Source organism: Paenibacillus sp. FSL H3-0286 (assembly GCF_045040705.1).
GTDB classification, from domain to species: Bacteria; Bacillota; Bacilli; order Paenibacillales; family Paenibacillaceae; genus Paenibacillus_AQ; species Paenibacillus_AQ odorifer.
The window spans coordinates 674,764-687,784 of the sequence record NZ_CP150285.1 but is presented as its reverse complement, the minus strand read 5'-3'; the positions used below and the strand labels follow the sequence as shown (position 1 = coordinate 687,784).

At 45.6% G+C, this 13,021-nt stretch carries 12 protein-coding genes and 1 pseudogene; 3 read left to right on the top strand and 10 right to left on the bottom strand.

The window, feature by feature from the left end; translation table 11 throughout:
- Positions 1 to 250: 250 nt before the first annotated feature.
- Complete coding sequence (locus MHB37_RS03025) at positions 251 to 1,429, top strand: Fe-Mn family superoxide dismutase (RefSeq protein WP_339246248.1); 1,179 nt, start codon at positions 251 to 253, stop codon at positions 1,427 to 1,429.
- A 118-nt stretch (positions 1,430 to 1,547) separates the two neighbouring features.
- Here the strand turns inward: MHB37_RS03025 and folE are convergent, their stop codons facing one another.
- The 5 genes and pseudogenes from folE to MHB37_RS03000 all read right to left on the bottom strand — a co-directional run bounded on the left by folE (position 1,548) and on the right by MHB37_RS03000 (position 5,018).
- Positions 1,548 to 2,141, bottom strand: coding sequence for a GTP cyclohydrolase I FolE (gene folE / locus MHB37_RS03020; RefSeq protein ID WP_036676830.1), 594 nt, complete (start codon positions 2,139 to 2,141; stop codon positions 1,548 to 1,550).
- A 45-nt stretch (positions 2,142 to 2,186) separates the two neighbouring features.
- Positions 2,187 to 2,438 carry a YneF family protein gene (locus MHB37_RS03015; RefSeq protein ID WP_036676828.1) on the bottom strand — a complete coding sequence of 84 codons (252 nt, stop codon included), beginning with the start codon at positions 2,436 to 2,438 and terminating at the stop codon, positions 2,187 to 2,189.
- A gap of 129 nt (positions 2,439 to 2,567) precedes the next feature.
- Positions 2,568 to 3,764: pseudogene (gene queG, locus MHB37_RS03010) on the bottom strand (tRNA epoxyqueuosine(34) reductase QueG); the annotation flags it as partial.
- A 35-nt stretch (positions 3,765 to 3,799) separates the two neighbouring features.
- The gene (gene lepB / locus MHB37_RS03005) at positions 3,800 to 4,408 is read right to left on the bottom strand and encodes a signal peptidase I (protein WP_076101394.1); all 609 of its coding nucleotides are present in this window, start codon (positions 4,406 to 4,408) and stop codon (positions 3,800 to 3,802) included.
- Positions 4,409 to 4,598: 190 nt separating this feature from the next.
- Positions 4,599 to 5,018, bottom strand: coding sequence for a GNAT family N-acetyltransferase (locus tag MHB37_RS03000; RefSeq protein WP_036676822.1), 420 nt, complete (start codon positions 5,016 to 5,018; stop codon positions 4,599 to 4,601).
- A gap of 482 nt (positions 5,019 to 5,500) precedes the next feature.
- Between MHB37_RS03000 and MHB37_RS02995 the strand changes: the two genes are divergently transcribed.
- A complete protein-coding gene (locus MHB37_RS02995) occupies positions 5,501 to 6,109 on the top strand; it encodes a superoxide dismutase (protein WP_036676820.1) in 609 nt (202 codons plus the stop codon).
- An 861-nt stretch (positions 6,110 to 6,970) separates the two neighbouring features.
- On the opposite strand, the gene mutY is transcribed toward MHB37_RS02995, so the two are convergent.
- Positions 6,971 to 8,254 carry an A/G-specific adenine glycosylase gene (gene mutY / locus MHB37_RS02990; RefSeq protein ID WP_076124396.1) on the bottom strand — a complete coding sequence of 428 codons (1,284 nt, stop codon included), beginning with the start codon at positions 8,252 to 8,254 and terminating at the stop codon, positions 6,971 to 6,973.
- Between the two features lie 37 nt (positions 8,255 to 8,291).
- Positions 8,292 to 8,690 (bottom strand): holo-ACP synthase, encoded by a 399-nt coding sequence (acpS, locus tag MHB37_RS02985; protein WP_076186292.1) that lies wholly within the window; start codon positions 8,688 to 8,690, stop codon positions 8,292 to 8,294.
- Between the two features lie 209 nt (positions 8,691 to 8,899).
- Here acpS and MHB37_RS02980 point away from each other — a divergent pair, with 209 nt between their 5' ends.
- Positions 8,900 to 9,727, top strand: a complete 828-nt coding sequence (locus MHB37_RS02980) for an alpha/beta hydrolase (protein ID WP_076193769.1) — start codon at positions 8,900 to 8,902, stop codon at positions 9,725 to 9,727.
- A gap of 95 nt (positions 9,728 to 9,822) precedes the next feature.
- Here the strand turns inward: MHB37_RS02980 and nadE are convergent, their stop codons facing one another.
- The 3 genes from nadE to MHB37_RS02965 form a co-directional block, all read right to left on the bottom strand.
- Positions 9,823 to 10,632, bottom strand: coding sequence for an ammonia-dependent NAD(+) synthetase (gene nadE, locus MHB37_RS02975; protein WP_076124401.1), 810 nt, complete (start codon positions 10,630 to 10,632; stop codon positions 9,823 to 9,825).
- Between the two features lie 168 nt (positions 10,633 to 10,800).
- Positions 10,801 to 11,235, bottom strand: coding sequence for a BrxA/BrxB family bacilliredoxin (locus MHB37_RS02970; protein ID WP_036676813.1), 435 nt, complete (start codon positions 11,233 to 11,235; stop codon positions 10,801 to 10,803).
- Positions 11,236 to 11,355: 120 nt separating this feature from the next.
- On the bottom strand, positions 11,356 to 12,858 hold the full coding sequence (locus MHB37_RS02965) for an ATP-binding protein (RefSeq protein WP_081392005.1): 1,503 nt from the start codon (positions 12,856 to 12,858) through the stop codon (positions 11,356 to 11,358).
- Positions 12,859 to 13,021 lie beyond the last annotated feature (163 nt).

The following is a 13,021-nucleotide window of genomic DNA, read 5'->3' as shown; positions in this document are numbered from 1 at the left end:
CATCTCATTTCTCAAAGTTTTTCTACTACCCCATAGGATTTCATTAATCGGTCCACACGACAAAAAAAGGTACACCCTCCTTTTCGCGAGGTTGTACCTTTCGGTATCATTGCCTTTATTTTCCTGTATTATTTCACCATATCAAACAGTTGTCAACGATATTATTATCGCGTTCTTATGCTCTTCATAAGCTATCATGAGCACACATATAATGGACTGATGAAGACATATCACGGGAGGTTTTCTTGGAATGTTATATGTATACGGGCCGATGCTGCCAGTACGTATTTTAGAAGAAATCGTATTCTGGAAAACACAAGAGAAAGAGCATACCGAGGTTATCAAAGCAATCGTACCTAACCTGGAGGAACCCTATGTTAAACTGCTGGATGAATGGGCAGTGGTCTTCGGTGCCACAGAGATGGCCGCTCAGCAGTTATTGAATTCTGCCCTCTCTGCTTCTCCACCAAGTCAGGCTGAACTCACTGCGGAAACAGAAAAGCTGCTGCACATCTCCTGTACCCAATCCCAAGAATTTGTTCGGCAGCTTTTTGCCATCATGGAAAGTAGCGCAGCCGTCAAAGCCGTCCCCCTTGCTACCACTGTGATCCTGCATATTATTCGTGAATCAGAGTATTTCCTTGCCGTACTGCACACACTGAGCTCGCCCGGACAGCTCACACAAATTATGAGAGATTACACAACAGCCGACTATGTCGTAAGAACAGAAGAGGACAATGTCACGCGGAATGAGGGACTTATTCCTTCTACAGATACTATCCTTGATATTCGTGAAATGAGTGCTGTGCCAATTGGCGGACATACGCTGCCTCCATTGCCTTATGCTTATAATGCGCTGGAACCATACATCGATGAGAAAACCATGCGGATTCATCACGATAAACACCATCAAAGTTATGTAGATGGACTAAATAAAGCGGAGAACAAGCTAGCTGAGGCTCGCAAGAAAGGAGATTTCGATCTCGTTAAGCATTGGGAGCGGGAGCTAGCCTTTAATGGGGCAGGCCACTATCTCCATACAATCTTCTGGAACGTAATGTCTCCACAAGGTGGCGGGCGTCCAACTGGAGCCTTACTGGAAGCCATTGAACAAAGCTTTGGCAGCTATGACAGCTTCAAGAAACAGTTCACAGAAGCTGCGAATAAGGTTGAAGGTGGCGGCTGGGCTATTCTCGTCTGGAGTCCACGCAGTCATAGACTGGAGATTTTGACTGCGGAGAAACATCAGAACCTGTCACAATGGGACGTGGTTCCGTTACTGGCTCTGGATGTATGGGAGCATGCCTATTACCTTAAACATCAGAATAATCGGGCCGATTATATTGAGGATTGGTGGAAGGTCGTTAACTGGCCTTACGTCTCAGAACGTTATGCTGCTGCCAGTAAACTGGCCTGGAAGCCTTTTTGATATTATTTCAATTCACAGTGAACATCACTCTTATTCCCACACCCTGACCAAAAAGGACCCATCATTCACATTACGTGAACGATGGGTCCTTCCAATTTCGAGGTATGCACCCCGATATTTATTCCTTAATCAAGCTTAGAAACTCCGCACGAGCGGCGGCATCCTCACGGAAGACCCCTCTAGTAGCCATAGTTACCGTTTTGCTGCCTGGCTTCTTCACTCCGCGTGCACACATACACAGATGTTCTCCCTCCACAACAACCATAACACCGTGGGGGCCTAGCACCTCCGTCATAATATCAGCAATTTGCGCCGTAATGCGTTCTTGAACCTGTAGACGCCGGCTTACTGCTTCAACAAGCCGAGCTAATTTGCTGAGTCCAGCAATACGTCCGCTCGGAATGTATCCTATATGCACTTTACCAAAGAAAGGAGCCATGTGGTGTTCACATTGGCTGTAATAGACGATATCCTTAACGATCACTAGCTCTTCATGAGACTCATCAAAAGTAACGCCGAGCGCCTCGCGGGGATCTATCGAATAACCGCCGAATATCTCCTCGTACATCCGCGTAACACGTGCCGGTGTTTCCAGCAGTCCCTCGCGGCCGGTATCTTCACCGATTAATTCTAATATTTTCTCAACGTGATACTCGATTTGCTCACGGTTCTCTGCAACTTTACCGTTCACATATTCCTTGATGTTCCCCATGATGTCTCCCCCTTCCGCACCCGTATACATGTTATCCGGACCCGGTTACTTACTTCTACGTTTATTCCCTTTAGCTGCTCCTGGGCGCGCACCTGGCTGTCCCTGAGTCTTCATCATTTGCTGGGCACGCTGCATTTGCTTCCCGTTCAGGTTATAACCCATTTGCTTTGCAACCTTTTGCAGCATTTCAGGATCATTCTGCATGTTTGTCATTTGTTTGCGCAGATAATATACACCGATGAAAAAACCACCGATGAGACCTACGACCAATGTAATAATAGGTAATGCGATACTCATCTAAAGCCCACCTCTACACTCTATTGTCTGCATCGCCATATGGCACGCGAATCTATCATAGCATTTCAGGAACTGGACAGCAATTGGCAATATGCAACCTGTCTATGAACTTTTTCCTCCATTAATATCGCTGTCCTCCCGTGCCTTCTTCCCAGTAAGGAGCACATCCTGCGCCCGGCTTAGCATTTCCCTCACCGTGCTATCCTCCTCGCGCTCTAAACCCGCTTCTACAGCCGCTAGAGCCTCATCACCGCCAATACGTCCAAGCGCCCAAGCAGCAGTGCCCCGCATCTCTGGCCGCGGCTCTTTCAGAACAATCTCTGATAGCTTTGGCACAGCCCCGGCTTCCTTAAAATTGCCTAGGGCAATGATCGCATTTCGCTGCATCGGCTTTTTGCCTCTCCAGGCTGCTGAGCTATTGCCGAATTTCTCTTTGAACTCACGATTGCTAAGATCAAGGATCGGCAGCAGCAGCGGCTTCACAATTTCAGGATCAGGTTGCATCTGAGGGCGATGATTCCAGTTCTTACCTCTATTCTTGGGACATACAATCTGGCAAGTATCACAGCCGTATAGACGATTGCCGATCTTGGTCATATACTCCTCGCTGAGGAACCCTTTAGTCTGCGTCAAAAAAGAAATACAAGCCTGTGCGTTAAGCTGACCCGGACCCACAAGCGCTCCGGTCGGACAAGCATCAATGCACTTAGTACACTCCCCGCAGCCTTCTTCAACAGGTTCATCCGGAGCAAAAGGAATGTTCGTAACCATTTCCCCAAGATAAATCCATGATCCCCATTTGGGTGAGATGATAGAACAGTTTTTGCCGCTGAAGCCTATTCCCGCTCTTTCCGCTACCGCTCTATCTACTAGAACACCGGTGTCCACCATACTTTCCAGCACAGCCTCCGGTACACGCTCGTGAATAAATTCCTCTAGCTTACTTAAGGCTTCCCTCAGCACATGGTGATAGTCCCTGCCCCAAGATGCCCGGGCGAGGATGCCTCTACGTGCACCCGGCTCAGATTTAGGAGGGTTCTCCATTTTAGAAGGGTAAGCCACTGCAATCGAAATAATAGATAACGGCTTGTCTCCAGAAGACAATGCTGGAACTGTCCTTTTATCCAGATCGGGTTCCTCGAAGCCAGATTCATATCCTTTGTCCCGGTGGTCTTGCAGTATATTTTTTAAATATACAAAAGGTTCTGCTGTTGTAAACCCGATATCATCAATACCGAGTGATGTCGCAGCCTCCTGAATCTCTGCTTTAAGCTGTGCCCACTTGGAAGGCGGGGGAGCATACGATGACTGAAATGTATTGGTCATTTCCGCCTTCTCCTTTCATATCTTCGCTGACTTTCTTATAATCTATTCAGTTTTGACAGAGGCCACCATATATAATCAGCCCTGCCGACAATCATATCCTGTGAAATAGAGCCGAAGTAACGGCTGTCCTTGCTGGCTGAAGCATGACGGTTATCGCCCATTACAAAATAATTGCCACTTTCCACGGTTAACGCTGCAAAATCCGGATCTTCAATCTCAGTATCGATATAGGGCTCATTCACTATTTTTCCATTCACGTATAACTGATGATTCCGTACCTCTATGATATCTCCAGGTATGCCAATCACTCGCTTCACTAAATACTCCTTATGACTAGGTCCGGTACTTGGATCATGAAGAATGACAACATCACCATGTTTTGGATTTACGAAGAGCAATGAAATTTTATTAATGAAGAGCCTCTCACCCTCCCAGAGCGTTGGCTGCATAGACTGACCTTTAACCGTTGATATATTGAACACAAAAACATTAAGAACAGACATCACAGCAAAAACAATCACAGCTGTAAGCAGCCAATCCTTCATTTCCGAGACCAAACGACCGCCCAGGGTAGTCTTGGATCTGGAGGATCTATGTCTTTGTTTCCTATTTCTCGTGTAATCTACTTGGGGCTCCTGATTCAATATGTCACCTCTGTTCTCAATAATTGAAGTCTATACTTGCAGATATTATAACAATAAAAAAGCATATCTCCCAGCCATTAGCAATGGACTTCTGGAAAATACGCTCGAGTATGAATGAAACAGACTATATCGTCAGCTATAGTTCTTTTTTCTAGAAAATGTTTCCGCTTTCGCAGCTGAGTGATCAAAATTACCCAACAATGCTCAGCTTCCGGACAGATTTGAAGATTTGATTCTCGCTATATCCCATAGCTTCATACAATGGCAAAGCAAAAGAATTATGCTCATCGACGGCTACATAGATACCACTGACTTTACGAGCTTGAAACCTGGATTCCATAGCTGATACCAGACTTCTACCGACTCCTCTGCGGCGATAATCAGGATGTACAGCAATCCGGAAATAACAACCGTGGTTTTTCTCAATTGTACCAATCAGTGCTCCAACAATTTCTTCTTCATCTTCCGCAACTACAATGAGATCTGAATCCCAAGAAAGCTGCCTGGAGAAAGGCTCGATAGTGTTCTCGAAACACTCTTCCGATAATGCGGTTTGCAGCAAATCAGTCACAGGGCTAACGTCGCTTAATTGAAAGGAACGAACGTGCATTCTTTAAAATCTCCCTTGTCTATGGCTTATGAATTTAACAAAAAGAAGGAGTTCCCTTAACATAGAGAAAATAAAAAAAAGCATCAAATATCGAGGAATACCTGCTTTTAAATCTATTAAAGCACACTTTTCTCGTGATATCATCATTTTTCTTTTGAAAGCGCTTAATATCAAGCGTTTACATTTCGGGTGGGGTTCATTTCTTGATTAAAAGGGTATTAATAAGGATATATGTCTATAGGTTAGGGACTATTTATTTTAACATTCTAAATACAATTGTAAAACCCTTTCCCTCTCCAATTATACTTTATAAACATTTATGTTTGTTTAGTGTTGCATTATTGGTCTAGATACGGTTTAATTAAAGTATCCTATTGGGCGAAACCCTATAGTACATATTTACAATAAAGGATTTTGACGTTAGTTCGCCAGAATTCTTTATCTATAACAAAATTCTAATATAACTCAGGAGGGATTTTTCCATGGCATTTCAATTACCGGCACTTCCTTATCCGAACAACGCACTCGAACCACACATCGACGCATTGACGATGGAAATTCACCATGACAGACACCATAACACATATGTAACTAATCTGAATGCAGCTTTGGAAAAAGCACCTGAATTGCAAAGCAAAAGCATTGAAGAGCTTCTTACAGATCTGAACGCTGTACCTGAAGCTATCCGTACTGCTGTTCGCAACAATGGTGGCGGACACGCTAACCACACTTTGTTCTGGGAAGTTATCGGACCAAACGGCGGCGGCGCACCAACTGGCGCATTGGCTGAAGCTATCGATAAAGAACTGGGCGGATTCGAAAAATTCAAAGAAGATTTCGCAGCAGCAGCAACTACTCGTTTCGGCAGCGGCTGGGCTTGGCTAGTTGTTAAAGATGGCAAACTGGCAGTAACAAGCACACCTAACCAAGACAACCCAATCAGCGAAGGCGCTACTCCAATCCTCGGACTGGATGTATGGGAGCACGCTTACTACCTGAACTACCAAAACAAACGCCCTGATTACATCAAAGCGTTCTGGAACGTAGTAAACTGGGAAGAAGTTGGCAAACGTTACGAAAGCGCAAAATAAGAAATTCCATTTGGCTTATGCCATTTAACTAAAAAAGAAGGTATCTCAGAGCCGAATAGGCTAAGGGATACCTTCTTTGTTTAGGTTGGAGATATAGAGGGATAAAGATAAAGACAGAGATTGACTGACTGATTGATTGATTGAGATCCTCCCAGACACCGCATTTCACGCCGCTTGCGTCGCTTAAATGGATGCGCTGGATCGGTATAGATCAGAATAGATCGGTATAGATGAGAATAAATCGGAATAAATCGCAATAAATCTATACTCGGCTTACGAGAATCTGCGTTTGGAGTAGCTGAGCAATAGATTAGGGAATAACTCCCTAAAATTCTGCGATATACTCCATAAACACGAGTAATTAGGGAAATACTCCCTAAAAATCATCCGTTTTGGGCATAAAACTGATATTTCCCCAATTATTAGGGAGGTTTTCCCTAAAATGATCAATTACAAGCCAATTCGACCTATTTTCATGGAAGAATTCCCTAATTAAATTTCATTCACTCTCGTAGCCATAGAACACCAGAAGAATTTAGTTGGAACAAGACTGAACTAATCTGAACCAAATAAACAAATATTTGCTACGAAGAGACTGAAGCATACGACCCTACTTGGGCGCATACGACCCTACTTAGGCGCATACGACCCTACTTAGGCGCATACGACCATACCTAGGTGCATACGACCCTACTTAGGCGCATACGACCCTACTTAGGCGCGTACGACCATGCTTTGGTGCATACGACCATGCTTTGGTGCATACGACCATGCTTTGGTGCATACGACCATGCTTTGGTGCATACATCATACTCAGGTTTTGTACATTTAGCACTTTAGCAACGCAACACGGCGAATCTTCTACTTCTCTAGCTTCGCCCGCTCTTCCTGCTCATCAAAATAAAGGTTCAGTAGCTTCAGAAAAACGTTAGGGAACGCATAGTTAGCCATGTCTTCGCGGCTGATCCAGCGCACTGCTCCGCCATCCTCTGGACTAGCGGTCCCGTCCTCAAATCTCTCGATAGGCATGCTGCTGTCGATCCCCGAGAATAAGTCCGCATCCGCGTTGTACACCGCCCGTCCTTCTGCCGCTATCGGCAGCGGAAGGGCGTCCTCTTCGCTGCAGCGGTACACCTGCAGCGTCCACACGATATGGCTGAAGATATGCTCAGCAGCCATCCAGTGCTTCTCAGGCCGGGCAGAGATCCCGGCCTCCCGCAGTGACCGGCGCAGCCGGTCCAGCGCCGCCGCTTCCGGCAGCCGCGCGCCTTTGGCGCCGCCTTCCACAGGCGGCGCCGGCCAGTGCGGCAGCTCCCACATGCGGGCTAACAGCCCGCTTTGTGGCCGCTGCCGGATGAGCACTTGGCCCGCGTGGGCACCGCGGCCCTCAATCAAAGCCGCCAGCCGCTCCTCAGGGCGCGGCGGCTTGGCCTTGGTCTTGACGGGCAGCGAGGTCTCGCAGCCCGCCAGGCGCGCGGCGCAATGCTCCATCACCGGGCAGGTTAAACAGCGCGGTGATTTAGGAGTGCATACGAGCGCCCCAAGCTCCATCAGCGCCTGATTAAAAGATGCCGCTTCCCCCTCCGGGATCAGTTCAGCTGCCAGGCGCTCCATTTTTACGCGGGTGGGTCCCTTGGCGATATCATCCTCTATCAGGAAGTATCGGGACAACACCCGCATCACATTGCCGTCGACCGCTGGCTCCGGCCGATTGAACGCAATGCTAAGGATAGCCCCTGCCGTATAAGGTCCCACTCCCTTTAAACTGAACACAGCCTCACGATCATTCGGCACCTGCCCGCCATACAGCTCTTTGACCTGTTTGGCCGCATGCTGTATATTGCGAGCACGAGAATAATAACCTAAGCCTTCCCAGCACTTAAGAACGTCCTCTTCTGGTGCATCGGCGAGCGACTCCACGGTAGGAAACCTTTCGATAAACCGATTGAAATACGGGATTACCGTATCCACCCTTGTCTGCTGCAGCATTATTTCAGAAATCCAAATATAATAAGGATTGCGGTGCCGACGCCAAGGCAAATCCCGTTTCTGCCCTTGATACCACTCCAGCAAATGATAGCTGAAATATTGCTTAGCCTCCCGCAGCTCCTGTTCGTCTTGAACTTGTAGATCTTGTTGTGTCATTATAACGCTCCTTGCCCTTCTATAATCAGGGTTCAATTTATGAACCTGGCCCTTCCACGACGGCAAAAGCCGAAGCCAAATCACGGCCATGTGTTATCGTAAGATGAATGGTGTACCTCTGTCCATTTGGCAGATCTAGTCTGCTCCAAGCTTCACACGATAAAGTTACCTCTGGTTTTCCTTTAACATCAGGCAATATCTCAATATCGTGAAACCCAACTACATTGCCGATGCCACAGCCTAAAGCCTTCACAACTGCTTCCTTGGCAGCAAAACGTCCGGCTACGAACTCAGCCAACCTCCCGCTTCGCTCTTCAGCAAGTTGATATTCTTGCTCTGTTAAGACCCGCTGGTTAAATTTCTTACCCAGTCCTCTATTTATTACCTCTGAGATTCGTTCAATTTCTAACACATCATGTCCGATTCCGTAAATCAACACTTCACGCTCCTTATGGACGTGTATCCCATTTTGCTTCAATAATGGTATGATCAATCATATGAAGTATTATTAAAAGTAATAGTCCTGCAAGATTCTTTCTGCTATCTTAAAAGAAAATGCGCTCTAAGTCTAATAAGACTATCCAGCGACTTCACGATAGACTAGCTGATTTACTTCATTTTTATATATGGAGAGGGGATTACCCTATGAATCATCGTAATTTTGAAATACCTGCCGGAGACGGAGCTGTTCTCCGCTGCTCACACTTCCCAGCCCAAGGCAAAGCCAAAAGCGTTATAGTTATAGCCCATGGCTACAAAGGTTTTAAAGATTGGGGAATGTTTCCTTACATAGCCACAACTCTCAGCCAAGAGCATGAAGTAATTACTTTTAACTTCTCTCATGCTGGCATCGGGGAAGATCTGCTGCATTTCACTGAACTTGAGAAGTTCGCCCGCAACACCTATCGCCGCAGCTTGAAGGACATGGAAATCCTGTTGTCCTATCTTAGTCAACACCCGAAATTCGGCAGCCTGCCGTTATTCCTTCTCGGCCACAGTCTCGGAGGGGGAATTTGTTTGGTCTACACGCTTGATCATCCCAATGAGATCAGCGGAGTAATCTCCTGGAACGGGGTTACGAAACTCGATTTGCTGACGGAAGAACAAAAGCAGCAGATGAAGGAAACAGGAAGAACCTATGTCCTTAATGGACGTACTGGCCAACAAATGCCGCTGGATGCTGTAATTTTAGAAGATATGGAGAACAACAAAGAACGCTATAACATCCTTGAACGCATACAGAAAGCGTCCTTCCCAGTTGTCCTTATTCAAGGCAGTCAAGATGGAGTACATCTCCGCCAAGGATCTGAGCATCTCATCAAACTTCGGCCAGATATTAGCTGGGTGCAGGTTCCTGAGGGTAATCATACGTTCAACACTGTGCATCCTTTTGCTGGCACGACTCATCAATTAGAGTTCGCGATTGCTGCGACAACTAATTTTATCGATCAGACACTTACGCTTACAGAATAATTATTCTTCTTAGTCTATCCAGCTATCCAACTCACAAAAACCGCCACGAGCTCTGCTGCTACGCAGACCCGTGGCGATTTCTAGTTCAACCTATTCTAAATCCCCGGAATAACATTACGCTTATGTGCCGTTCTCCGGTAATAATTCTCAAGCTTCTCAGCTACTTCAGGGTTAACCTGTTTACCTTCAAGATAGTCGCTGTTATCGTCATAAGTAATGCCCAACTCGGTTTCATCCGTCTGACCCGGCCATAAGCCCGCCGTAGGTGCTTTTGTGACAATATCCGCAGGCACACCGATATGTGCAGCCAATTGACGTACCTGACGTTTATTAAGTGTGGATAGTGGTGTAATATCTACAGCGCCATCGCCCCACTTCGTGTAGAAGCCGGTAATCGCTTCAGAAGCATGATCCGTTCCTACTACAATCAGATTGTTCTCAAAAGCGAGTGCATATTGCATAACCATACGTGTTCTGGCTTTAACATTTCCTTTGCCTTGATGCGTCATATGGCGGTGTTGGCCTATTGATTTCAGACCATGCTCAACTTCAAGGGCAATTTCATTTACAGCTTCCTCAATGTTGGTCTCCACAGTATGAGTCAGATTAAAAGCTTTGGCAACATCATAGCTGTGCTGAATATCTTCCTGAACCCCATAAGGCTGGAATACTCCAAGCGTCATATACTCTGTTCCTTTTTCTGCCGACAGCTCGTCCGTAGCCTGTTTACAAAGACCCGCGGCTACCGCACTGTCCACTCCACCACTAATGGCGATCAATAATCCTTTAGCCCCTGCGTTTAGCACGTACGACTTTAAGAAGTCAACCCGTTTTCGTGCCTCAACCTCTACATCAATCGTTGGCTTCACGCCAAGATCCGCAATAATTTCTTTCTGTAAACTCACCAAACACACCTCGTTCCATCAGAAATGGTTCCATATCCATCAAAATATCCACCCAAACGAAGCTCATGCTTCTAAGCATATTCTATCCCATTATTGCTCTTATATTTTGAAAAATCCCGCATGCAGCCGATTTGCCGGCTGATGCGAGATTATATGGAATAACTGTTTTTACTGGCACAAACGATTGAAGACTTCTTTCAATTCAGCAGCAATTTCAGCAGCCGAACGATCTTCTACACCATGACGTTCAATAAAGTGAACGAGTTCTCCATCCTTCATCAGTGCGATGGAAGGTGAGGATGGCGGATAAGGAGCAAAATATTCACGTGCTTTAGCAGTAGCTTCTTTCTCTTGACCTGCAAACACTGTGAACAAGTGATCCGGAGTGATTTCATTTTGCAAAGCCTGAGCTACACCTGGACGACATTGTCCAGCAGCACAACCACAGACCGAATTTACGACTACAAGCGATGTTCCTTTTGCGGTTGGAAGAGTTGCTTCCACCTCTTCTGGAGTCATAAGCTCCTGAAACCCGATACTTGTCAGGTCATCACGCATAGGCTGAATTGAATCTCTCATATATTGATTAAAAGACATGGACATTTCTCTGCACTCTCCTTCACATTTCAACTGTTTGTCAGATAATATTACAGCAGTACTTACTAACTTTATTATACATTCATACTCTGTGAAAGCAAGAGATGCTGTAGAGGGTGATTCAATCTAAGAGCGAACCCCGCTGGGTTCCTCCTTATTCAATGGGAAGGAGATCGTAAATACCGTGCCCTCTCCTTCTACAGACTCTACATTTATTTTACCGTTATGCCGCTCCACAATACTAAGACACAAGGATAAGCCTAGACCTGTTCCCTGAATTTTCGTCGTAAAAAAGGGTAAAAACAGCTTCTCGCGTTGACTTTCTGACATACCAACACCGCTATCGGTGACAATCAACTCCACTTTATCATGAGTACTGCGAGTCTCCAGCGTCAGCACCCCCTTGGGTCCCATAGCCTCCATACCATTACGTCCTAAATTGAGAATAAGCTGCTTGATTTCCCGGACATTTAGCTCCAATTCATGCAGTGATGGGCTCAGCTTCAGTTCAACACTTTGACCGCGAAGATTAGCATCAGCCCACAGCAATGGACTAACTTCTTCTATAATATGGTGCAGCAGCACCTTCTCTTTATCAGAAACCCGGCTCTGTGCCAAGGATAAAAAATCATTAATAATACTATTAGCGCGGTCCAGCTCTTCCATCACAATCTGATAATAAGAATCCAATTCTTGAGCACTCTTTTCTCTCATCAGCTGCAAAAACCCCCGAACTACCGCCATAGGATTACGAATCTCATGGGTAATTCCAGCAGCCATCTGCCCGACCAAGCTCAAACGTTCCACATGATCCAGCTCTACACGTAGTTTTTCCTCATTGGTCATATCCTGCACAATAATTACAGCACCACTTGTTACCCCTGAGCTCTTATGCATTAACGGCGCTGAATAAATCTGATAGATGCGCGACTCATGAATCATTTTTTCACTGGAACGCCGTTTAGAGCGGATATTATCACTTACCCGCATATATGCCTGTGTATCCACTGAGCTGTGAAAAAACTTTTTTACCGGTTCGTCAATAATATCCTCTTTTCGCAAATTGGGATAATGAGTCCTCATCATTCCTAACATACAATCATTAAGATCAGTTACAACTCCGTGTTCATCCAGAGACATAATACTCAGAGGGACTACATTGGTAATCTGCTGCAGCTTCTCGGACTCCCACTGGAAACTTTCACTGATACTCTCCATTTGTACTTTATCCCGCAATCTACTTCTAACCATCTCAACAAAATATACAAAAACACCACCTAGCGCGATGGTAAAAAACAGATACACCGTAATCAGAAATGCTTGTACGGAATTTGATTCATATATATTTTCCCCGCCTATAATCGGGACTAACGCAATAAATAGCATGCTTGGACAAAGAATCATCCATAACATACCGATCTTCTCAACTACTGTACCTTTCTTAAAAGGTTTGGCCAGTCCAAACAGCAGCGGATATAATAAAACCCCTGAATTCAATATCACATTACTGATTCCTGTAGGCTCCGCGATGATTACATTGCAGATAAGCAAGAAAATGGACAGCAAAATGCCCGAACGGGTAGTTCCATATAAAATACCAATATACGCAGGGATTAATCCTAAATTCAAATAGGCTACACCAAACAGAGTTGTCGAAAGAAGAGAGCACAGGATAAGACTAAACGTACACGCCAAAATTAAAAAGGTCTGATCATTTGGGAGCTTCCCCTTTTTCCGAGTCACAAATCTACGGTCCACCCACCATTGAAAAAGAAAAAGAAAGGAGCATGCT

What these genes read in the sequence shown, in the direction of transcription:
- MHB37_RS03025 (WP_339246248.1), top strand. Translation starts at nt 251, where the DNA reads ATGTTATATGTATACGGGCCGATGCTGCCAGTACGTATTTTAGAAGAA.
- folE (WP_036676830.1), bottom strand. Translation starts at nt 2,141, where the DNA reads ATGGGGAACATCAAGGAATATGTGAACGGTAAAGTTGCAGAGAACCGT.
- MHB37_RS03015 (WP_036676828.1), bottom strand. Translation starts at nt 2,438, where the DNA reads ATGAGTATCGCATTACCTATTATTACATTGGTCGTAGGTCTCATCGGT.
- MHB37_RS03000 (WP_036676822.1), bottom strand. Translation starts at nt 5,018, where the DNA reads ATGCACGTTCGTTCCTTTCAATTAAGCGACGTTAGCCCTGTGACTGAT.
- MHB37_RS02995 (WP_036676820.1), top strand. Translation starts at nt 5,501, where the DNA reads ATGGCATTTCAATTACCGGCACTTCCTTATCCGAACAACGCACTCGAA.
- mutY (WP_076124396.1), bottom strand. Translation starts at nt 8,254, where the DNA reads ATGACACAACAAGATCTACAAGTTCAAGACGAACAGGAGCTGCGGGAG.
- MHB37_RS02980 (WP_076193769.1), top strand. Translation starts at nt 8,900, where the DNA reads ATGAATCATCGTAATTTTGAAATACCTGCCGGAGACGGAGCTGTTCTC.
- MHB37_RS02970 (WP_036676813.1), bottom strand. Translation starts at nt 11,235, where the DNA reads ATGTCCATGTCTTTTAATCAATATATGAGAGATTCAATTCAGCCTATG.